Annotated in this window: 16 protein-coding genes; 11 read left to right on the forward strand and 5 right to left on the reverse strand. The window is 65.0% G+C overall.

Annotation, left to right across the window (positions count from 1 at the left end):
• Positions 1-61: 61 nt before the first annotated feature.
• The 8 genes from VARPA_RS28520 (at position 62) to VARPA_RS28555 (ending at position 10,666) form a co-directional block, all read left to right on the forward strand.
• Positions 62-1,393: an ABC transporter substrate-binding protein gene (locus tag VARPA_RS28520; protein ID WP_013544062.1), complete on the forward strand. Its 1,332-nt coding sequence runs from the start codon at positions 62-64 to the stop codon at positions 1,391-1,393.
• A gap of 99 nt (positions 1,394-1,492) precedes the next feature.
• Positions 1,493-2,305 (forward strand): ABC transporter ATP-binding protein, encoded by an 813-nt coding sequence (locus VARPA_RS28525; protein ID WP_013544063.1) that lies wholly within the window; start codon positions 1,493-1,495, stop codon positions 2,303-2,305.
• A 163-nt stretch (positions 2,306-2,468) separates the two neighbouring features.
• Positions 2,469-3,713, forward strand: coding sequence for a phenylacetate--CoA ligase family protein (locus VARPA_RS28530; RefSeq protein WP_013544064.1), 1,245 nt, complete (start codon positions 2,469-2,471; stop codon positions 3,711-3,713).
• A 267-nt stretch (positions 3,714-3,980) separates the two neighbouring features.
• Positions 3,981-6,530, forward strand: a complete 2,550-nt coding sequence (locus tag VARPA_RS28535) for a type VI secretion system Vgr family protein (RefSeq protein ID WP_234974879.1) — start codon at positions 3,981-3,983, stop codon at positions 6,528-6,530.
• Positions 6,530-7,495 (forward strand): DUF4123 domain-containing protein, encoded by a 966-nt coding sequence (locus VARPA_RS28540; protein ID WP_013544066.1) that lies wholly within the window; start codon positions 6,530-6,532, stop codon positions 7,493-7,495. The genes VARPA_RS28535 and VARPA_RS28540 overlap by 1 nt, the downstream gene beginning before the upstream one ends.
• Complete coding sequence (locus VARPA_RS28545) at positions 7,492-8,079, forward strand: DUF3304 domain-containing protein (protein WP_013544067.1); 588 nt, start codon at positions 7,492-7,494, stop codon at positions 8,077-8,079. The genes VARPA_RS28540 and VARPA_RS28545 overlap by 4 nt, the downstream gene beginning before the upstream one ends.
• Positions 8,080-8,102: 23 nt before the next feature.
• On the forward strand, positions 8,103-8,687 hold the full coding sequence (locus tag VARPA_RS30355; protein WP_013544068.1) for a DUF3304 domain-containing protein: 585 nt from the start codon (positions 8,103-8,105) through the stop codon (positions 8,685-8,687).
• A 74-nt stretch (positions 8,688-8,761) separates the two neighbouring features.
• A complete protein-coding gene (locus tag VARPA_RS28555) occupies positions 8,762-10,666 on the forward strand; it encodes a T6SS phospholipase effector Tle1-like catalytic domain-containing protein (RefSeq protein ID WP_167330564.1) in 1,905 nt (634 codons plus the stop codon).
• 626 nt (positions 10,667-11,292) lie between these two features.
• Here VARPA_RS28555 and VARPA_RS28560 read toward each other — a convergent pair.
• Together VARPA_RS28560 and VARPA_RS28565 are read right to left on the reverse strand one after the other, a co-directional pair.
• On the reverse strand, positions 11,293-12,285 hold the full coding sequence (locus VARPA_RS28560; protein WP_013544070.1) for a hypothetical protein: 993 nt from the start codon (positions 12,283-12,285) through the stop codon (positions 11,293-11,295).
• 121 nt (positions 12,286-12,406) lie between these two features.
• Positions 12,407-13,531: a citrate synthase/methylcitrate synthase gene (locus VARPA_RS28565; protein ID WP_013544071.1), complete on the reverse strand. Its 1,125-nt coding sequence runs from the start codon at positions 13,529-13,531 to the stop codon at positions 12,407-12,409.
• Positions 13,532-13,612: 81 nt separating this feature from the next.
• Between VARPA_RS28565 and VARPA_RS28570 the strand changes: the two genes are divergently transcribed.
• A complete protein-coding gene (locus tag VARPA_RS28570; RefSeq protein ID WP_013544072.1) occupies positions 13,613-14,782 on the forward strand; it encodes a citrate synthase in 1,170 nt (389 codons plus the stop codon).
• A gap of 15 nt (positions 14,783-14,797) precedes the next feature.
• Here the strand turns inward: VARPA_RS28570 and VARPA_RS28575 are convergent, their stop codons facing one another.
• Positions 14,798-15,370, reverse strand: coding sequence for a type 1 glutamine amidotransferase domain-containing protein (locus tag VARPA_RS28575; protein ID WP_013544073.1), 573 nt, complete (start codon positions 15,368-15,370; stop codon positions 14,798-14,800).
• A 398-nt stretch (positions 15,371-15,768) separates the two neighbouring features.
• On the opposite strand from VARPA_RS28575, the gene VARPA_RS28580 reads away from it, so the two are divergent.
• A complete protein-coding gene (locus VARPA_RS28580) occupies positions 15,769-16,743 on the forward strand; it encodes a tripartite tricarboxylate transporter substrate-binding protein (protein ID WP_013544074.1) in 975 nt (324 codons plus the stop codon).
• Between the two features lie 82 nt (positions 16,744-16,825).
• Here the strand turns inward: VARPA_RS28580 and VARPA_RS28585 are convergent, their stop codons facing one another.
• Positions 16,826-18,955: a hypothetical protein gene (locus tag VARPA_RS28585; protein ID WP_013544075.1), complete on the reverse strand. Its 2,130-nt coding sequence runs from the start codon at positions 18,953-18,955 to the stop codon at positions 16,826-16,828.
• 210 nt (positions 18,956-19,165) lie between these two features.
• Between VARPA_RS28585 and VARPA_RS28590 the strand changes: the two genes are divergently transcribed.
• Positions 19,166-20,143, forward strand: a complete 978-nt coding sequence (locus VARPA_RS28590; RefSeq protein ID WP_013544076.1) for a helix-turn-helix transcriptional regulator — start codon at positions 19,166-19,168, stop codon at positions 20,141-20,143.
• Between the two features lie 15 nt (positions 20,144-20,158).
• On the opposite strand, the gene VARPA_RS28595 is transcribed toward VARPA_RS28590, so the two are convergent.
• Positions 20,159-22,267, reverse strand: a complete 2,109-nt coding sequence (locus VARPA_RS28595; RefSeq protein ID WP_013544077.1) for a PQQ-dependent dehydrogenase, methanol/ethanol family — start codon at positions 22,265-22,267, stop codon at positions 20,159-20,161.
• Positions 22,268-22,391: the final 124 nt, after the last annotated feature.

A 22,391-nucleotide genomic window follows, 5' to 3' on the forward strand; every position in this document is an offset into this window, starting at 1 on the left:
GTTCCGTTCGTTCGTTCGTTCGTAAAAACCGGCACCGAGGTGCCCACAAAAGGAGACAGGCATGAAACTGAAATCGCTCGCTCTGACCGCCGCCCTGGTGGCCAGCACCCTCGGCGCCATGCTCGCGCCATCGCTCGCACAGGCGCAGGCCAAGGAGCAGTTCTTCCCGCTCCTGGTGTATCGCACCGGCCCCTATGCGCCCAACGGCACGCCATGGGCCAACGGCAAGCAGGACTACATCAAGTACGTCAACGCCACCGGCGGCATGAACGGCGTGAAGATCGCCTATGAAGAGTGCGAGACCGGCTACGCCACCGACAAGGGCGTGGAATGCTACGAACGCCTGAAGGGCCGCCCGGGCGTCGCGCTGTTCGATCCGCAAGCCACCGGCATCACCTTCGCGCTGACCGACAAGGTGCCCAACGACAAGATCCCGCTCATCACGCTGGGCTACGGCCTCTCGGCCTCGCAGGACGGCGGCGTGTTCAAGTGGAACTTCCCGCTGATGGGCAGCTACTGGACCGCGGCCGACATCCTGATCCAGCACATCGGCAAAAAAGAAGGCGGCATGGACAAGCTCAAGGGCAAGAAGATCGCCCTCGTCTATCACGACTCGCCGTTCGGCAAGGAGCCGATTCCGCTCCTGCAGGAACGCGCCAAGCAAAACGGCTTCGAGCTCTCGCTGATTCCGGTGACCGCGCCCGGCGTGGAACAGAAGTCGGCCTGGCTGCAGGTGCGCCAGTCGCGGCCCGACTTCGTGCTGCTGTGGGGCTGGGGCGTGATGAACTCCACCGCCCTGAAGGAAGCCGTGGCCACGGGTTACCCGCGCGAGAAGATGTACGGCGTGTGGTGGGCCGGCGCCGAACCCGACGTGAAGGACGTGGGCGCCAACGCCAAGGGCTACAACGCGCTCGCGCTCAACACCTCGGGCACGCAGCCCAAGGTGATCCAGGAGATCCTGAAGCAGGTGCACGACAAGGGCCAGGGCACGGGTCCGAAGGACGAAGTGGGCTCGGTGCTCTACACGCGCGGCGTGATCATCCAGATGCTGACCATCGAGGCCGTCAAGCGCGCACAGGAACGCTTCGGCAAGGGCAAGGTCATGACCGGCGAGCAAGTGCGCTGGGGCATGGAAAACCTCGCGCTCGACCAGAAGAAGCTCGACGCACTGGGCTTCTCGGGCGTGATGCGTCCGGTGAGCACCTCGTGCCAGGACCACATGGGCTCGACCTGGGCGCGCGTCCATACCTGGGACGGTGCCAAGTGGGGCGGCATGTCCGACTGGTATGAAGCCGACGAACAGATCATCAAGCCGATGGTGAAGGCCGCCGCCGACAAGTACGCCGGCGAGAAGAAGCTGACGCGCCGCGAAGCGGCCGACTGCCAGTCCTGATGCACTGACACCCAAAGAAAGTGCGGTGGCGGCTCGCAAGAGCCGCCATTCGCAAGGACGGCAGCCTCTGCTGTCCTTGCGAATGCTTCGGACCACACCATGAGCGAACCCAAAATCCTTCTCAACGTCAACGGCATCGAGGTTATCTACAACCACGTGATCCTCGTGCTCAAGGGCGTCTCGCTCACCGTGCCCGAAGGCGGCATCGTGGCGCTGCTCGGCGGCAACGGCGCGGGCAAGACGACCACGCTGCGCGCGGTGAGCAACCTGCTTGCGGGCGAGCGCGGCGCGGTGACCAAGGGCACGATCGAGCTGCGCGGCGACCGCATCGAGGCGCTGTCGCCGGCCGAGCTGGTCAAGCGCGGGCTCATCCAGGTGATGGAGGGCCGCCACTGCTTCGCGCACTTGACGATCGAAGAAAACCTGATGACCGGCGCCTACACGCGCACCGACGGCAAGGCCGCGGTGCAGCAGACGCTGGACAAGGTGTACGCGTATTTCCCGCGCCTGAAGACACGCCGCACCTCGCAGGCGGCCTACACCTCGGGCGGCGAGCAGCAGATGTGCGCCATCGGCCGCGCGCTGATGGCCAACCCGACGATGGTGCTGCTCGATGAACCTTCGATGGGCCTCGCGCCGCAGATCGTGGAAGAGGTGTTCGAGATCGTGAAAGACCTCAACACCAAGGAACACGTGACCTTCCTTTTGGCCGAGCAGAACACCAACATGGCGCTGCGCTACGCCGACTACGGCTACATCCTGGAGAACGGCCGCATCGTGATGGACGGCGAGGCGAAGAGCCTCCGCGAGAACGAGGACGTGAAGGAGTTCTACCTTGGCGTCGGCGGCGCGGACCGCAAGAGCTTTCGCGATGTGAAGAGCTACAAGCGGCGCAAAAGGTGGCTGGCTTGACGGTTTTGTCTTGTTCCCTCTCCCGCTTGCGGGAGAGGGTCAGGGTGAGGGCATCGGCCTTTGCACAGACACAGCCTCCGCCATCATCGCCGACCCTCACCCCAGCCCTCTCCCGCTTGCGGGAGAGGGAGCAAGACCGAACCGAAAGATAAAGGGTACGGACATGACCGACCACTACGACAAGCTAGAGATCCGTGACCCCGCCGAACGCGAGCGCGACCTGCTCGCCGCATTGCCGAAACAGATCGCGCAGGCGCAGACAGCCACGTCCGCGTTCAAGAAGATCCTCGACGGCGTGAAGCCCGCGGACATCACGACGCGCCAGGCGCTCGAGCAACTGCCGGTCACGCGCAAATCGGAATTGCTCGAGTTGCAGAAGCAACGCCGGGCCGACGATCCTTTCGGCGGCTTCGCATCGATCGTGCGCGGGCCTCGCATGCCGCGCGTGTTCGCGAGCCCCGGCACCATCTACGAACCCGAGGGCGAAGCGCGCGACTACTGGCGCACGGCGCGCGCGCTGCATGCGGCCGGCTTTCGGAGCGGCGACCTCATCCACAACAGCTTCAGCTATCACATGACGCCGGCCGGCTCCATCATGGAAACCGGCGCGCACGCCCTGGGCTGCACCGTGTTCGCGGGCGGCACCGGCCAGACCGAGCAGCAGCTCGAAGCCATTGCCGACCTGAAGCCTGAAGGCTATGCGGGCACGCCGAGCTTCCTGAAGATATTGCTGGAGAAGGCCGAGGAGAAAGGCCAGAAGCTGCCCTTCACCAAGGCGCTCGTGTCCGGCGAAGCCTTTCCGCCGAGCCTGCACGACTGGATCGCCGCGCACGGCGTGAAGGGCACGCAGTGCTACGCCACGGCCGACCTCGGCCTCATCGCGTACGAGACCAGCGCACGCGAAGGCCTGGTGATCGACGAGGGCGTGCTGGTGGAGATCGTGCGCCCCGGCACGGGCGACCCGGTACCCGATGGCGAGGTGGGCGAGATCGTCGTCACCAGCTTCAACCCCGACTACCCACTGGTGCGCTTCGGCACCGGCGACCTCTCGGCCGTGCTCGCGGGCACCTGCCCCACCGGCCGCACCAACAAGCGCATCAAGGGCTGGATGGGTCGCGCCGACCAGACGACCAAGGTGCGTGGCATGTTCGTGCACCCGTCGCAGGTGGCGGAGATCGCGCGGCGCTTTCCGGAGATCCAGCGCGCGCGCCTTGTGGTGTCGGGCGAGATGGGCGACGACCAGATGACGTTCAAGCTCGAATGCGCAGGCGCGCCGGACGGGCTCGATGCGCGCATTGCCGATGCGGTGCGCGAGGTGACCAAGCTGCGCGGCACCATCGAGCTGGTGGCACCGGGGACGCTGCCGAACGACGGCAAGGTGATCGAGGACGCGCGCAGCTACAAGTAGCTACTGCACACACGGCTTTATCGCAATCACTGACTTGAGATCTGGTTGTTAGATGGACGCTGCCTCCGTTGGGCGTCATTGATCGCCTCATATCGCCGCCAGCGCCACATGATTGTGCAGTCCGTCACATCACCCGCTCTGCAATAGTTGCCTGATTCTTTCCCTCCGTTTTTGGCGGCGGTGAGCTTCCCATAATCCGCGTCCCTGCATCTGATCGTGGGCGCGGGCTATGGGAGAGAACACATGTCCGCACACAGTGCTGCGCCAATGCGCACGCTCGACATCAGCAGCATCGCCATTCCGTTGATCCTGGGCCGTCCGGCATTGGAGCCGGTGCACCTTTCAGGGCACGAAGGGCTCAACAGCCTGTTCGAGTACGGGCTGCTGCTCAAGACGCCCGATGTCCTGAACCTTGGCGCCAGCGGTGCGATGGACTTCGATCTGGACAGCTTCATCGGGCGCGAGATCACTTGCTCGATCCAGCTCGACGGTGCGGGCCGGTTCCTTCCCGGCGCTTCGGGGGAGTCGGTCGACCACATCGGCGCAGGCGTGCGCCAGATCAACGCGCTCATCACAGACGCGGAAGTCTGGGGCGAAGAGGGACGGCACGTCCAGTACAGGCTCACGTTGCGCCCCTGGCTGTACCGCGCAACCCTCACCACCAATTGCAGGATCTTCCAGAACAAGAATGTTGTTCAGATCCTCGATGAGCTTCTTTCCGACTACACCTTTCCTGTCGACAAGCGCCTCATCGAGACCTATCCGGAGCGCGACTACCAAGTCCAGTACAACGAGAGCGACTTCGAATTCTTCGAGCGCCTGTGCCAGGAGGTTGGTGTCAGTTATTTTTTTCGGCACAGCGAAGGCAAGCACCACCTGGTTCTCATCGACAACATGGGTGCATACAAGAAGAACGACAGCACGGCCTACCAGGAAGTCGAGTACCACGCGCCCGGCTGGAAGGTGGATGCGGAGTACGTCAGCAGCTTTGTTCCGCACCACCACCTGACCAGCGGCAGGTACACCAGCCGCGAGTACGACTACACACGCCCCCGGGCCGACCTGAGCCAGAGCCGCAAAGACCCGAGAGCGACGGGCCAGGCCGACGGCGAGGTGTACCAATGGCATGAAGGCAGTGCCGCCGGCAGCCACTACGCACAGCCCAGAGCCGGCAGTGCCGAGGCGAACGATCCCCACGGCGAAGGCGACCAGTTGGCGCTTCTTCGCATGGAGGCCCTGCGCACCCATGGCGCCAGGGCGCGGGCCAGCGGTAATTTGCGCGGCATGGTGCCCGGTTGCAGTTTCGAGCTTCAGAAGCATCCACGCCGGAAAGCCAATGCCGAGTACCTGATCCTGGACACCCGCTTCCTGATCGAAGACGTCGCGCAGGACAGCCAGATCGGCGATGCGGCTCCCGATCGCAAGCAGCAATGGAAAGTGGAGGTCGACTTCACCGCGCATCCGATGATCGAGCCGCTGCGCCCAATCCCGAGCCGGGCAAAACCCTTCACCCGAGGCCCTCAATCCGCGCTGGTCGTGGGCCCCGCCGGCCAGAACATCTGGACCGATGCGTTGGGGCGCATCAAGGTGCAGTTCCCCTGGGACCGCATCGGCCAGAAGAACCAGCACAGCACCTGCTGGATTCGAATGTCCAGCCCGTGGGCGGGCAACCAGTTGGGCGGTATCCAGCTCCCGCGCATCGGCCAGGAGGTCATCATCGACTTCATCGGCGGGGACCCGGATCTGCCGATTTGCACGGGGCGGGCCTACAACCAAGCGAACCTGCCGCCGTGGGCGCTGCCGGGTCAGCAAGCGTTATCGGGTTTCAGGAGTCGCGAGCTGGCCGAGGAAGGTGGCAATAGCACAGCGGGGCGCAGCAACCACTTAGCGATGGACGACACGGCCGGAAAGATCCAGGTTCAGCTCAAGAGCGACCATCAGCACAGTCAGTTGAGCCTTGGGCACATCACGCGAATCGAAGACAACGCGGGGCGCAAGGACGATCGGGGCGAAGGGTTTGAACTGCGCACGGACGGGCACGGTGTTCTGCGGGCACAAAACGGAATGCTCATCACCACCGAAGCGCGTGGCAATGCCGTACGCCATGTCAAGGACATGGGGGAGACCGTGCAGCGCCTGACGCTCGCGCGCGAACAGCATGAGAACCTGGCAGAAGCGGCCCAGCAGGCCAAGGCCCAAGACGACGGCGTGGACCAAAGCGATGTGGCGAGCGCGCTCAAGACGCAGAACGACGTCATTCGTGGCCTCCACTCGGCAGACACCGGCACCTTTCCCGAATTGCAAGAGCCTCATCTGGTCTTGGCCAGTCCTGCAGGTATCGAAGTCACCACCGGCGGCAGCACCCACATTGCGAGCGAAGAACACATCGCGCTCACCAGCGGCAAGCACCTCAGCCTCAGCACCATGGGCAGCCTGTTGGCCAGCGCGAAGGAAGCCATTCGGCTGTTTGCCTTCAACGCGGGCATGCGGCTGGTGGCGGCCAATGCCGACATCGACATCACGGCACTGAAGAACAGCCTCAATCTGCTGGCCAAGCTCAACATCACACTGACTGCCAACAAGATCACCATCACCGCGAAAGAAGAGGTGCAGATCAACGGCGGCACCAGCTACAGCCGTTGGAGCAGCGCGGGCATCGAGCATGGCACGCAGGGGCTCTGGCGCGAACACGCCAGCATCCACAGCACGGTGGGCCCCAAGAGCCTGCCTCTGCCGGACATCAAATTTCCGGAGCCCATCTGCAAGGAATGCCTGCGCAAGGCTTTGGCTGCCGGCGTACCTTTTGGAAAGCGCTGATGAACCGCACCTACCTTCAAGACGATCTTCCCTCGGCCACTCTGACTGCAGTAACGGCGTGGAGCGATGGCCTGGATGCGCAGGGGCAGACTTCCGACACACTGCAGGTGCTGGTGGACGGCGCGATCCTGGAAAGCGACGGCCTCCAACAGATGCGCAGTGTCTATGGTCCCGCCGTCCATGCGTTCGATGGCACCCCACTGGCCGACTACGAAGAGCTGGGGCTTTTTCTGTGGCGCTGGCGTGAACTGCTCGCCATCGACGGACTCGAGACTTTGCGCAAAGCCGTGGCGGAAAAACCCTGCGTGAGCTTCGTGCGCAGTTCGACAACCTTGCCCACGCTATGCGCCACGCTTGCATGGCTGGCCGCCGCAGAAACGTCGGATGGCATGCCGCTCTACCTGCGCATCGGCGATACACGCGTACTCGGCAGCTTCTTGCCACATGTGCGGCCGGCACAGGAAGCGCGCTTGCACGCCGCGCTGCACGCGTGGGCCTGGCCCGGCCGGAACGGCCGCTTGCAAGGCATAGAGACAGAGGCTATGCCGACAGCGCAGTTAGCCGCGCCCACCCTGGTGCTGGACGACGCCCAATACGCGGCGCTGCTCGACGAGGCCGAAGCCGACATGCTGCACGCCGGCATGAAATCTGTGGAAGCTGGATGGACCGATGAGCGCAGCGGGTCTGAACTGCATCGATGGCTGAAGGCCATGTCGCAAAAAATGGGGGCACTGGGCATCCATCGTCAAAAAGACCAATGGGCCTTCGTCTCCCTCGCATTGCGCGCCCCGGACGGATTCGAGGCGCTGCCCGAGCTGGGAGAAAGCTGGTTGCGCGTGCGCAGCGGCACCGCAGCGCTGCACGATGAAATCTCTCGTTGGGATTCCGCCCAATGGCAAGCGCTCAAACGCCTTGCAACCGAGAAAGCGGCGGCGAGCGCGGCTCCATCCAAAGGATTCCGATGATTCACCTGTACCGCGTCTTCGCATCGGCCTGCATGCTTCCATCCGCCATTTCGAAATTCCGGGGGATAGGCATTCGCTTGTTGTACCGATGGCTCGGTGCGTCTGTCATGTTGGCGGTCGCATTGGGTCTCGCCGCCTGCGAACCTTCGGTTGCGAAACCGATGACTGTGGGTATCACGGGCTACAACTTCACGGCCGAGGGCGTGCAGGAGTACTACGTCAACGGCATGCGCGGCTCCAATCTGCCGCCGTATGGCGGTGGTGGATCGACGTCGTGCTGTGTATCGCTGCCCGCGAAGTGGACGCCGGAGCTCACGGTCAAGGTAAGTTGGACGATGGGCCATTGGACGACGCCCTACGAAAGTCGCAAGCATTTGTCCGTTGATGAGCAAATCAAATGCTGTTCCGCAGAACGCACTCTCAGCAAAGTTGTTCCCGTGGAACGCTATGAGGTGGGGGGAATCGCTCAAGTGTTTTTCCTTCCCCAAGACGACATCAAGGTATGGGTCAGCCAGTACGACCTGGGCCACGAGAAACATATTTCGGGGATGCGCTACCCCAAGAAGCCCGACACCACCGAATAACACCGCAACAGGGAGAACCAACCATGTCCGTCCAATCAATGCCCGTCGCCCTGCCCGGCGAGCGCCCCTTCGGGCCGATCAGGCAAGGGGGAGCGGTTCGTCTTTACCGATGGCTCGCCATGTGCATCCTGTTAGCCGCCGGCCTGAGTCTTGCGGCTTGCAAGCCCACGGCTGCGAAGCCGATGACAGTGGGCATCACCGGCTACAACTTCACGGCCGAGGGCGTGCAGGAGTACTACGTCAACGGCATGCGCGGCTCCAATCTGCCACCTTATGGCGGTGGTGGATCGACGTCGTGCTGCGTGTCGCTGCCGGCGAAGTGGACGCCGGGACTTACGGTCAAGGTGAGTTGGACTATTGGAGATTGGAAAGTGCCCTATACGCAAATTGCAACCTTGTCGACACAGGAACAAATTGCGTGCTGTTGGACTGAACGCACTCTCAGCAAAGTTATTCCCGTGAAGCCCTACGGCGAAAAAGGCGGCAGGCTTCAGGTGTTTTTTCTGCCCAAGGACGAGATGCAGATATGGGTATCGGAAATGGGTCTATTGAGTCCGGAACACCCCTCGCGCATGGGCTACCCGAAAAAACCCAATATCACTGAATAGCACAGCAATAGGGAGAACCAACTATGTCCGTCCAATCAATGCCCGCCGCTCTACCTAGCGCACGACCATTCAGTTTGATCGAGCAGATGCAGCGCATCGGCGCATCTGCTTGCGTCGACTACAAAGACAAGACAAACATGTGCTCTTCGATGATCCACGTGGGGATTTTTTTCGATGGCACAAACAACAACAAGAAGCGTGATCAGGAAAATGTCAAAGACCCCAACAAGCGCAGTCACAGCAATGTGGTGGTTCTGCACGATACCTTCAAGGATGCGCCTGACGAAGGCTACTACCGCTTCTACGTTCCGGGCGTTGGAACTCCTTTCGACGAGGTTGGCGAGAAGACCGAAACCCCTGACGGCAAGTCGATGGCCGCAGGGGGCGACGCACGCATCAACTGGGCCATGATTCAGTTGCTTAACGCGATGCACCAGGGGATTGTTCCCGGTAGATTGTTGATCGAGGACGCAACAGCAGGGCGTGACGCCACCACGGCCCCCCTGCACGCCAGCCTGACAACCGGCAACCGACTGGAAGGCAAACGCGGTTACTTCATCGGTGGCACGTTAGGCAAGGTCAATCAACTGGAGAGGTTGCTCGGCAGCAAGGCCGCTGCGACACCGTCCAGAAAGCTGCTGCAGGTCAACGTCTCGGTATTTGGCTTTTCGCGCGGTGCGGCGCAGGCGCGGGCCTTTTGCCATTTCGTGCATCACATCATGCTCAAGAAGGGGCCGGCTGGCGGCTACACGTTGGCGGGTGTGCCGTTTCGCTTTCAATTTCTCGGACTGTTCGACTCCGTCGCCTCCGTAGGCATGGCCGACTCCTCGCCCTTCTGGCGCGGCCTGGGCGGCTGGGCCAACGGCACACTGGACATCGTGCCCAGCGTGGAACGCACGGTGCACCTGTGCGCTGCGCATGAGATTCGCATCAACTTCCCGCTGTCGACCGGGCGCATCGGCGAGAAGCAGTACCCCGCCAACTGCATCGAGAAGGTCTACCCCGGCGCGCATTCGGATGTGGGCGGCGGCTATGACCCAGGATGCCAAGGCAAGGCAATCGACTCGCGCACCAAGCTGTTGTCGCAGATGCCGCTTCTGGACATGTACCGCGAGGCACAGCGCAGCATGGTGCCGCTGTTAAACATCGACGCGTTAAAAGCAAGTGGCAAAACTGCCCGGACGGCCGAAGATCTTGTGATCGACCCCACCTGCGAAAAACTCTTCAACGCCTACCGCGGATTCGCCACCGGTATCAACGGCACCGTCGAAGACCACTTGCACGGCCACGTCCAGCTGTATTGGCGCTGGCGTCTTCAGCACAAGGGCCAGATGCACAAGTTGCCTTCCTACGCGAAGGCCGTGCGGCAAGACCAGATCGACGTGTGGGAAAGCGACTCCGACTTTTCTTCGGACATTGCGAAGGCCCTTGAAATGAAGCAAGTCGCAGACCGACAGGCAAAGGCCAATCCGCACGGACCCGACACTTCACGTCTCGATCAAGCCCAGCGCGACTTCCTGCGCGTGCGCAAGGAATATCTCCACCCGCCATCGACCAGGATGCCGAAGCTGGTCGACGATTTCTTCGACCAGATGCTGCACGACTCGCACGCATCCTTCTACATGGTGGGGCCGGTGACCGATTTCGACCGCAAGGAAAAGATTGCGCAGATCCAGCGCAAGGTGGACCTGATCGCCGCGAACATGGAGTGGCTCCGCACAGGCAACGGCACGGTGCGTCCTCAGACGAGCTACAACGAAGCCAGACCCTTGGCGTCGCTGTCGGATCTGGAGCGCCGAATTCATGAGCACCAGACCTCGCATCAGGGCGGATTTCCCGAGCTCACCGACAAGGATCGCGAGCAGCTGCTGGCCATGGAAAACCTAACGACCAGCGTCGGAGTGCGGGTGGTGACCAACAAGACGCGTCGCGAACTTGGTGGCCATGTGCGCTACAGGCGTGTCTTCGACAAGAGTTGACGCAACACTGGCGGCGCACGCACGCTGTGACAGATCGCGGCGATGGAACCGACGCGCTGCCGAACGACGGCAAGGTGATCGAGGACACTCGCAGCTACAAGTAGCGGCGGTAGAAGCAGGTGAATCGCCGCCAGCGCCACGATGTGGTCGAGCATCTTGCCGCCACCGTGCAGCCCAACGTCGCCTGTTATCCACAGCACATCCAGTCGACGGCGATGCAGGTGAGCTGCAACAGCACGACGGCCGGCGCCGCCGCAGCCACGGCGCGGAAAGGATGTGCTTCAACCCGCGCGGCCCGTGACGCGGCACCAAGCCAGCCGCCAGCACGCCCGTCAGCAACGAAATAGCGACGAGCGCATGGCGCGCATGGCGCGCATGGCTCCAGGCCAGCGTGGCGGCCAGCAGCCAGCCCGGTTGTGCCGGCGTGGAAGAGCAATGGAATCCATACGCTCGCCCTTGCGTACTGGTTCCTCAAGTCTCGTGCCGATCAGAAGCGGCAGAGTTGCAGGAACGTGGTCGCGACGAAGAGCCCCGCATGAAGGCCCGCCGCAAGTCATGCAACGTCGCAAGGCAAGCGCTGTGCGCGCTCGACGGAAAGATTGGTCGCCATGGGAATGCTCACCCGATCACTGCGCAGGCGCAGCCTGGACGCGCCGATAGAGCCAGCCCACGGTCGAACGCGTCAGCATCACCATCAGGACCACGTAGATGACCGCCAGCCCTACCGCGGGGCCGACGATGTTGCCCACGTGGCCGGGGCGCAGGACCCACAGCATCCACGCGATGGCAATGGCGATGCAGACCAGCTGCAGCAGCACGAAAGCCAGCGCCGATGCGGCGATGGCGCGCAGCGGTCGCGGCTGCGCGGCCTCGCGCGCGCCCATCCAGGCGCCCCAGAACGTCAGTGCGAGGACCACCAGCGGCGCAACGATCCAACCCAACACGAGCGGGCCGGCGCCTGGAGCCTGCTGCATGCCGATCCAGCCCTGGAACAGGCTGCTCATCAACATCTGCAGGCACACGAAGAACACGCCGACGACCCAGGCGATCGCAGCACGCCGAGACGACGAGGAAGAAGCCGCGGGCGCCGAAGCATCCACACCGCCGGCGCTGCCGCCGGATCGACGCCGCAGCGCCAGCCAGCAGGCGAACCACGCAATCAGCGCCACCAGCACCAACTGCAACACCGAACTCAGCGCGAAGACAAAGCCCGCCGCGGCCATCGACCCCGCGGTGTTCTGGATATAGGACAGCGCCGCTTGGTGGACCAGCGGCGCCAGCACATAACCCTGCGCCAGCACCAGCAGCAAGAAGACGACCCCGAAGATGCCGCGGGCACCCCCCGGACGCGCCAGCCCGGCGGGGCCACGGCGATCGAGCGTATGGCGTGCGAAGCACCAGGTCAGAAGGGCGGCGAACGCCCAGTTCACGAAGGCCGACGACAGCATCGGCACCAGGGTTTGCGCCGTGGCGTAGACCCGACGCATGTCTTCGGCATAAGGCGACCAGATCAACTGCGAGCCGATCCCGGCCACAGCGACACCGGCCTGGATGGCCAGCGCGATGAGCGCGAAGTCTTTGGGCAGGCGCTGCACGCGCTCGATGGAGGATGTCGTCATTGGGGATACCTTCGCCCTACATGACACGCGGTGCGGCCGGCAAAGGCCCCAGTGCGCGAAAACGGCGAGGGTATCGGATTGCGACAGGTGCGCCCGAAAAGCAGTCGGCTCGGTGCGCGAGTCAGTGCGCGAGTTCGGTATCGGCGTCCTGCGGCATGGGGCCCACGTACACCGACTGCGGTCGGATCAGCCGCCCCTTCTTCACCTGCTCGCGCGCATGCGCCACCCATCCGCTCACGCGGCCCGCGGCGAACACGCAGGTGAAGCTCTCGCGGCCGAAACCCAGGGCTTCGAGCAGCAGCGCGGTGTAGAACTCGACGTTGGTTTCCAGCGCGCGGTCGGGCTTTTTTTCGCGCAGGATCGCCAGCGCGGCCTGCTCGGCGGCCTCGGCCAGTTCGAAGCGCGCGGCGTTGACGCTGCCCTCGACACTCAACCGGCGCAGCGCGCCCTTCAATGCATCGGCGCGCGGATCGCGCACGCGGTAGATGCGATGGCCGAAGCCCATCAGGCGCCGGCCGCTCGCCACCGCGCCTTCGAGCCAGTGGCGCGCGTTGGCCGCGGTGCCGATGGCATCGAGCGCATCGAGCACCGGGCCGGGCGCGCCGCCGTGCAGCGGACCCTTGAGTGCGCTGATGCCGGCGAGCACGGCCGATGCCAGGCCCGCCCCCGTGGATGCGACCACGCGCGCCGCGAAGGTCGAGGCGTTGAGGCCGTGGTCGCACACGGTGACGAGGTAGGTGTCGAGCGCGGCGGCCTGCGCGGCCGTGGGTGTGCGGCCGTGCAGCATGCGCAGCATGTCGGCCGCATAGGGCAGCGACTCGTCGGGCGCGAGGGCCTGCACGCCGAGGCGCCAGCGCATCACGGCCGCGGTGTAGACGGCGGGCGCCGCAACCAGCCGCAATGCGGTGGCGAGGTCGTCGCCATCGGGCAGCCGCGCGAGCAGCGCGCGCACCGCCTCGATGGGCGGCATCTTGCGCAGCACCGCGTCGTCGTTGGGCTGCAGGCGCTCGAAGGCTTCGCGGCGGGCGCGGCCGAGGGCGCCGCGCAGTGCGGCGGCATTCGGCACCGTGTCGAAGAAGCCCTGGAACAACAGCGCCACCACGTCTTCATAGCGCCAGCGCTGCGCGATCTCGTCGAGCTGGTGGCCGCGGATCACCAAGCGGCCGGCGGCGCCGTCCACTTCGGACAGCACGGTGTGCGCGGCCACGACACCTTCGAGCCCGCCAAGTCCATCTTCGTCATTCATCGCTTCGTACTCCTGGTTTTTCACGTGACGTTGATTCTGGCGAGGCTAATATTGACGTCAATCTTGATCTATTCCATCAACATGACCAAGCCTCCCCTCTGGCTCCCCGCCGCCGAAGCGCTCGAACTGATGCAGGTGCGCCCGCAGACGCTTTATGCGAGCGTGAGCCGCGGGCGCGTCCGCGCCAAGCCCGATGCGACGGACCCGCGCCGCAGCCTCTATCACCGCGACGACGTGCAGCGCATCGCGGCGCGCACGCGCGGCCGGCGCAGCAGCGAAACGGTGGCGAGCGAAGCCATCCAGTGGGGCGAGCCGGTGCTTCCCTCTGCGGTGTCGACGGTGGCTGACGGACGGCTCTGGTATCGCGGGCAGGACGCCTGCGAACTGGCGCAACACGCCACGCTCGAAGACATCGCGGGACTGCTGTGGGAAAGCGCGCCACCGCGTTTCGCGGCCGCGAGTTCCGGACCGGCGCATATCGACAAGGCCGCGACGCCGTTGCAGGCCGGCTTGCTCGCACTCGCCGCGCGCGCCGCCACCGACCCGCCTTCGCGCGGCCGTTCACGCAGCGTGCTGCAGGCCGAGGCCGCCGATGTGATCGGCACGCTCGCCGATGCGTTGCTCGGTCCGTCGACCTCTCCCAAAGCGGCGCACCTGCACGCGCGCCTCGCTGCTGCATGGCGCCGACCGCGCGCAGCCGACGTGCTGCGCCGCGCGCTGGTGTTGATGGCCGACCATGAACTCAACGCATCGACTTTCGCCGCGCGCGTGACGGCCTCCACGGGCGCATCGCTCGCGGCCTGCCTGCTCACGGGCTTGTCTACGCTGACCGGCCCCCTGCACGGTGGTGCGGCGGCCGCCGTGCAGGCCCTGATGCGCAGCGTGTCGACGCTCGGCAGCGAAGCCGCGGTGCGCGAATGGCTGGCACATGACCGGCCGCTCGCGGCCTTCGGGCATCCGCTCTATCCGGCGGGCGATGCGCGCTGCGCCGCGTTGCTCGAGGTCATCGACCTGCCGCCGGCTTTCGCCGAACTGCGCGCCACCGGCGAGAAGCTGCTGGGCGAAGCGGCGAACATCGATTTCGCACTGGCCGCCATGGCGACAGTGCACAAGCTGCCAGCCGATGCGCCGCTGATGCTGTTCGCGCTGGCGCGCACGGTCGGCTGGACGGCGCATGTGCTCGAGCAGCAGGCCACCGGGCAACTGATTCGGCCGCGCGCCCGCTACACGGGACCCGACATCGCGCGCTGAACCCGAGCATTGGCTCTAGTGCAGGGCGGCCTCGTACGCCAGCTCGAACATCTTCGTCATCTCGCGATTGAAGGCCGGCAGGTCGTCGGGCTTGCGGCTCGTGACGAGGTCGCGGTCGACCACCACTTCGGCGTCGCTCCACTTGGCGCCCGCATTGCTCAGGTCCGCGCGCAGCGAGGGCCACGAGGTCATCTTTCGGCCCTTGACGCCGCCGGCATCGATGAGGGTCCACGGGCCGTGGCAGATCGCGGCGATGGGCTTGCCAGCCTCGACGAAGGCGCGCACGAAGGCCACGGCCTGCTCGTGGATGCGCAAGGTGTCCGGGTTGACGACGCCGCCGGGCAGCAGCAGCGCATCGAAGTCCTCGGCCTTCGCGCCCTTGAGCGGCACATCGACCTCGAAGGTGTCGGCCGGATCGTGGTGGTTCCAGCCGCGCACGCTGCCGTCCATGGGGGATACGATCTGCGTGTGCGCGCCGGCACGGTCGAGCGCCTGGCGCGGCTCGGTCATCTCGACCTGCTCGAAGCCGTCCGCAACGAGGATGGCGACCTTCATTCCATCGAGGGACGAAGTGGTGATGGTGGGCATGGATGTGCTCCTTGTGAGTGAGTGAGTGAGTGGTGGGTGGATGAATTTCGGGGTCGACGAAACTTCACCCTAGGGCGCTCGCAGGTCCCACGCATCGGCATGCGCCGGGTCCGCCTGTCGGACAGTTCGACGGGCGGCAACCTTCTCTTACGACGCTTTACCGCACCCCCGCATTTGCGTCGCTGGCGCGCCGCGCCATCCAGGCGATGAAGCCGGCCGCCCATCGATGCGCGCGATGCCCCGGGAGCCGAGCGCCGGCAGCCCCGAAGAGGGGCGCCCACGCCGAACGCAAAGGGGCGGATTTCGTCACGGACCTAAGGGCTATTCGGTATAGGTCAGGCGGTGGTCAGCCTATAAGATCGCGGCCGATTTTCAAACTCAACCGCCCCGGAGACTTCATGAAGAAATTGCTTGCCCTTACCGCGATCGCCGCCGCCGCCGTCGGCGCTCACGCCCAGGATTTTCCCGCAGGCAAGACCGTCACGCTGGTGGTGCCTTTCGCAGCCGGCGGCCCGACCGACCGCGTCGCGCGCGACCTGGCCGAAGCCATGCAGAAGACGCTGGGCACCACCATCGTGGTGGACAACACCGCCGGTGCCGGCAGCTCCATCGGCACCGCCAAGGTGGCGCGCGCCAACCCCGACGGCTACACGCTGCTCTTGAACCACATCGGCATGTCCACGATGCCGGCGCTCTATCGCAAGCTGCCGTTCAATGTCGAGACCGATTTCGAATACCTCGGCATGGTCAACGAAGTGCCGATGACGCTGATCGGCAAGCCCGGCCTGCCCGCCAACAACTACAAGGAACTGACGGCCTGGATCGATGCCAACAAGGGCAAGATCAACCTGGGCAACGCCGGCCTGGGCGCCGCCTCGCACCTGTGCGGTCTCCTGTTCCAGAGCGCGATCAAGGTCGAGATGACGCCGGTTCCCTACAAGGGCACGGCCCCCGCCATCGCCGACCTGCTGGGCGGCCAGATCGACCTCTTGTGCGACCAGACCACCAACACCACCTCGCAGATCGAGGCCAAGAAGGTCAAGGCTTACGCCGTGACCACCGCCAAGCGCCTGACGACGCCGGCGCTGAAGGACCTGCCCACGCTGTCCGAATCGGGCCTGAAGGACTTCGAGGTGTCGATCTGGCACGGCGTGTACGCCCCCAAGGGCACGCCGGCACCGGTGCTCAAGAAGTTGAACGAAGCCATCACGGCCGCCATGAAGGACCCGGGCTTCATCAAGCGCGAAGAAGCGCTGGGCGCGGTGATCACCACCGACAAGCGCACGCAGCCGGCCGAGCACAAGAAGTTCGTCTCGGCTGAAATCGCCAAGTGGGGGCCGATCATCAAGGCGGCTGGCGTGTACGCCGACTGATCTTCTGTTCGATCTCTTCAAGGAAAAAGCCGCCGGCCCTCGGGACCGGCGGCTTTTTCATGGCGGTGACAGCAAAGGAAACTCAAGGCAGCGTGACGGTCCAGACTTCGAAGTTCTTGCGCACGTCGACCTGACGCGCGGTGCGGGCGGTGAAGACGAAGGTGCTGACCGAGGCGCCTTGGGCGTACTGGTAGATGTTGGGGGCCACCTGGGTGCAGTGGTTGTCGCTCTGCGTGTTCACCGGCTGGCAGTAGATGATCGCCTTGCGGGCGGTGGTGCGTACGGTGATCGAATCGGTAAAGCGGTTGTTGTTGGGACCGCGGCCGGAAACGAGGAACGTGGTGGGCGCGAGCGCGCCGCCCGGCACCACCCAGCCATCCAGGTTGCCGTCGGCGCTGAAGTCGATGTTGTTCGCATCGGGGTCCGACGGGATCGGTGCCGGAAACACGATACCCCGGGCAACGCCCTCGGTCTCCTGCAGCAACTCGGCACGCAGCGCCGGCGCAAGCTCCACCAAAGGTGTCTGCACGGCTTCGGCAACGGTGGGAGCGCGTGAGAAGGTGCGCACGTATTGAACCGTGTTCTCGCCGCCGGCCGCATGGAAGAACTCGAGCTTCCACACGGTCTGGTCGGCGATCTTGCCCAGCTGCTCGTCGGTGTACTGCGGCGCGGCGAAGAGGTTGCCGGTCTCGAACTGGCTCGGGTTGCCCGGCTGCGCCGGGTCCGCGTAGCGCGCCGCCATGCGCCAGACCGACGAGTTCAGTGGCGTGCCGTTCGCCGTGCCGTCGGAGGTGAGCACCAGCGTGGTGAGCCCGTCCCTGGGCACCAGCACCAGTTCCTTGCCCGGCAGCGATGCGGTGGTGGCTACCACCTTCGAGAAGATCGGGCTGCCCTGGCTGAGCACGTTGTCCACCGACAGGGCGTAGCCGGCCGAGTGATACACCAGGTTCGGATGCTTCAGGAAGTCCTTCTTCTCCAGCTGCGGCCGCACGAATGCGCGGTAGGCGTTGCTGTTGCCGGTGAGCTTGAGCGTGCCGTCCACCACCTTCGCATTGAACACGTCGTTGTCGGTGTTGCCCACCACGTCGGTCCAGCGGTAGGTGAGCGCGATGTCGCCGTTGGGATAGAAATACTCGAAGTTGCCGCGGTCGTGCTTCAGGTTGGTGGGGCCGAAGCGGAACAGGCTGTCGAACGGGCGCCGCGCGCCGCCGGCCGCGCGGCCGATGGAAATGCCCGCCGCCACGAAGTTCTCCGGGTTGTCGCCCACGAACAGCGTGCGGCATTCGGGCGCGACCACGTTGGCCGCTGTGCCGAACGCGTTGCCGTCCTGGTTGATGGGGCTGTCGACGCGCTGTTCGAGCGGCAGCGCATAGCAGGCGTTGATGCGCGCCAGCAGCGCCTGCACCATGGCCGGCGTGGGCGGCTGCACCAGCGCCGCCGCGTCCACCGCCGGCAGCGGGGCGATGGTGGCGTCGCCGCTGCGAAAGACGATGGACACCGGCGCGCTCTCTTCGCCCGCCGGCAGCGCCTTGACGGTGATCTCGATGTTGGAGGCCGTGCCGTCGGGACGTACCGACACGTTGATCGAATCGAGCACACGGTCCTGCCCCGAGCCGTTGGCCTGGAACTCGCCGCTCATCGGATCGATGCTGAGGTTCAGCGCGGTGAGCAGCGGCTGCAGGGCAGCGACGAGCTTGGCGACCTGGTCGCCGATCGAGCCGGCCGTCACGGCACCGGCATCGGCCTGGATCGCTGCGGCCAGCTTCGACGGGTCGCCGTTGGGTGCGAGCTGCGCCACGATGATCGTGGTCAGCGGCGTCACGTTGGTGGTGCCGGTGGCGGTGCTCGCCGTGGTGCTGTAGAGCGTGAGGTCGTCGCGCACGGCCTGGATCACCAGCGGCGCCTTGGTACCCGCGGGCAGCGAGCAGGTGTAGGTGCCCTCGGGCGTGGTGGTCACTTCGCAGACCTTGGCGCCGGTCTGGTCGAAGACCGTGAGCGCCGCACCGGCAAAGGCCGCACCGGTGGCGACCGTGCCGCTGAGCGTGGTGCTGGCCGCCGGGGGCGGATTGCCGCCGCCGTTGCCACCCGATGCCGGTGGGAGGAAGCCCAGGCCGCCGCTGCTCCCGCCTCCTCCACCCCCTCCGCATGCGGCGAGAAGCGCCAGGGTGACGACGGACAGCGCATGGGGAATCTTGCGGGTGAGATAGGGCATGTTTGGGCTCTTCGAAAGGGTTGAAAACTCCGGGCCTCCCGGCGTTCCGCAAACAATAGCTTTCACTTTTCGAAGAAAAAATGATGCAAATGCATCATTCTTGAAACGCAGCAACCTTCATTCCGTCCAGAAAGAGAATAGAAAAGTACGCGTTTGCAAATCACGGAAACATGGGATGCGGTACCCCGCCACTGCGGGAAGACTCGGCCCATGAATCGTCCGGAACTGCATGACTTCAGCATGCTGCTGGTGCAGCTCTACCGGCTCTCGCACGAATTGCCGATCGACGCTTTCCAGGATGCCGCGCTCGAACTGGTCAAGCCGGTGCTGCCCTTCGACGCCTCGATGTGGGGCACGGCCACCACTGCGGCCGAGGGAATCGACGTGCACACGCTGCACCTGTACCGCAAGACGCCCGAGATGATGATGGAGTACGACGACTTCAAGCACCTCGACTCCGCGGCGGCCAGCTTCTTCGGCAAGGGGCACGGCACGCGGGGCTTCCACTCGAAGAGCTGGTGGAGCGGGCCCGAGTACGCGCCGTTCCTGGACTACGTGCAGCGCTACGAACAGAACAACATCTTCATCACGATGGACAGCGATCCGCGGTCCAACTTCATGCACTGGTTCTCGTTGTTCCGCGCCGATCCGGACGCGCACTGCAAGCCGGAGGAGGTGGACCTCCTGGCGAGCCTCTCGCCGCACCTGATGCAGGCGCTGGCATTCAACCGCATCGTTCACCTGGACCGGCTGGAGTCCGGCACGCAGGCGGCGTCCGGCTCGGCCATCGGCGACCTGCGCGGCGTGCTCTATCACGCCGACAACTTCTTCGAGACGACGCTGAAGACGGAGTGGCCCTCATGGCGCGGGCGCACGCTGCCCGATGCGCTGCTCAAGCACTTTCTGCGTGGCGAAGCGCCTTACAGCGGGCATGCGATCGTGGTCACGCACCGGGTAGAGCAGCGCCTGCTGTTCCTGAAAAGCCGCATGCGCTGCCGCGCCGACAGCCTCACGCCGCGCGAGCGCACGATCGCCGAACTGCTGGCGCGCGGCGATACGCACAAGGACATCGCCGGCATCCTGAGCCGCTCGCCGGCCACGGTGCGCAACCACATCCAGTCGATCTACGACAAGCTGCAGGTGTGCAACGTGGCAGGGCTCATCCACGAGTTGCGGCTGGCGGGCTGACCCCGCCGCCTTTCTTCACTTCGGCCGGACCGCGTCCGCCGTCCCCTGAATGAACGCCTTGATGCTCTCGATGTCCTCCCCCGAGAGCTTGCCGGTGAAGTCGGGCATGCCGCGCGCCATGGCGGGACCCTTCAGGATGAACTTGTCCAGGTTCTCGATGTAGGCCGAATCCATGTAGCCGAGGTTCGGGATGTTGCCGCCGCGGTCCACGCCCGGCACGCCGTGGCAGAAGACGCAGTTGCTCACGTAGAGCATGGTGCCGGCCTGGACCTTGGCCGGGTCGTACTTCACGCCCTGCACCAGCTTGCTCATGCGGTACTGCACGAAGTCCGGCATCTTGGCGGTGCCGCCGACCGCGAAGGTGTAGACCGTGCCCGGCCCCTGCTTCTCGGTGGCGCGCTGCGCAAGGCCGTACACGCCGCCCCAGCCCACGGCCACCGACACGTACTGCTTGCCGTCCACCATGTACGTCGACGGTGCCGCGACCACGCCGGTGCCGGTGGGCGTTTCCCACAGCTTCTCGCCGGTCTTCGCGTTGTAGGCGAGAAGCCGCCCGTCGGCCGTGCCCTGGAACACGAGGTTGCCCGCGGTGGTGAGCGTGCCGCCGTTCCAGGGCGAGGCGTAGTCGACGCCCCATGCTTCCTTCTGCGCGACCGGGTCCCAGGCGACGAGGCGGCCGAAGGGCTTGCTCTTGGGCGGCTCGGCGTTGGCGAACATGCCGGTGTTCCAGCCCAGCGCCGCATGCGGACGGCCCGGGGCGTTTTGGTCGAACTTCCAGTCCTTGTCGTCCATGAGGTTGAGCGGCACATGCTGCGCCGGCAGGTAGGCCAGGCCAGTCTGCGGGTTGAACGACATCGGGTGCCAGTTGTGCGCACCGAAGGGGCCGGGGATGCTGTCGCCGGGCTTGGTGTTCTCGCGCGCGGCGGCGATCTCGATGGGCCGGCCGTTCTTGTCGTAGCCGGAGGCCCAGTTCACCTCGACGAAGTTCTTCGCCGAGATGAACTTGCCGTTGGTGCGGTCGATGACGAAGAAGAATCCGTTCTTCGGCGCATGCAGCAGCACCTTGCGCGACTTGCCGCCGAGCTTGACGTTGGCCAGGATCATCGACTGCGTGGAGGTGTAGTCCCAGTTGTCGCCGGGCGTCTCCTGGTAGTGCCACACGTACTTGCCGGTGTCGGGGTCGAGCGCAACCACCGAGCCGAGGTACAGGTTGTCGCCGCCCTTGGGGCTGCGCGCCTTGTGCGCCCAGGGCGATCCGTTGCCGGTGCCCACGTACATCAGGTTGAGTTCGGGGTCGAAGGCGAAGCTGTCCCACGCGGTGCCGCCGCCACCGGCCTCCCAGTACTTGCCGCTGGGGTCCCAGGTCTTGGCGGCGCGCGCCATGGATTCGTCTTCGAAGGGTTTGGCCGGATCGCCCGGCACCACGAACCAGCGCCACTTCTGGTCGCCGGTCTTCGCGTCGTAGGCGGTGACGTAGCCGCGCACGCCGTACTCCGCACCGCCGTTGCCGATGATGACCTTGCCCTTGAAGACGCGCGGCGCGCCGGTGATGGTGTAGCTGCCCTTCTGTCCATCGATGGTGTTCTTCTCCCACACCTTCTGGCCCGTGGCCGCGTCGAGCGCGATGAGCCGGCCGTCGTAGGCGGCCACGTAGACGCGGCCTTCGTGCAGCGCCACGCCGCGGTTCACCACGTCGCAGCAGCCCCTGAAGCCTTTGGATTTATCGACCTGCGGATCGAAGGTCCAGAGCTTCTGGCCGGTGCGCGTGTCGATCGCATGCACCACGCTCCACGAGGCGGTGACGTACATGATGCCGTCGACCACCAGCGGCGTGGCTTCCACCCCGCGCGTCGATTCGAGGTCGTACGACCAGACCAGCCCGAGCTGCTTCACGTTGCCCGCATTCACCTGGTCGAGCTTGCTGAAGCGCGACTCGGCGTAGTCGAGGCCGACGCTGGGCCAGTCGGGTGTTTTCTGCGCCGCGTTGGCACGCACGAAGTTGCCGTCGACCTTCTTCACCGCGGTGGCGGCACGGTCCTGCGGACTCTGGGCCGTCGCCATCGATGCGCCCAGGCACAACAATGCGCCGGCCAGCAGATGCAGCCCGGTGGTGGTTTTCTTCATCGTGAGTCTCCTTGTGCTGCAAGGATCGTTTGCGCGGCGCCGGCCTTCATCTTCGGGATTTCCCCAATCGAGCCTTGTTCCATTGCGGAACACATTCGCTGTGGTCCCCGAATCCAGGGAGGCA

The sequence above is a fragment of the Variovorax paradoxus EPS genome, from assembly GCF_000184745.1.
Taxonomy (GTDB): domain Bacteria; phylum Pseudomonadota; class Gammaproteobacteria; order Burkholderiales; family Burkholderiaceae_C; genus Variovorax; species Variovorax paradoxus_C.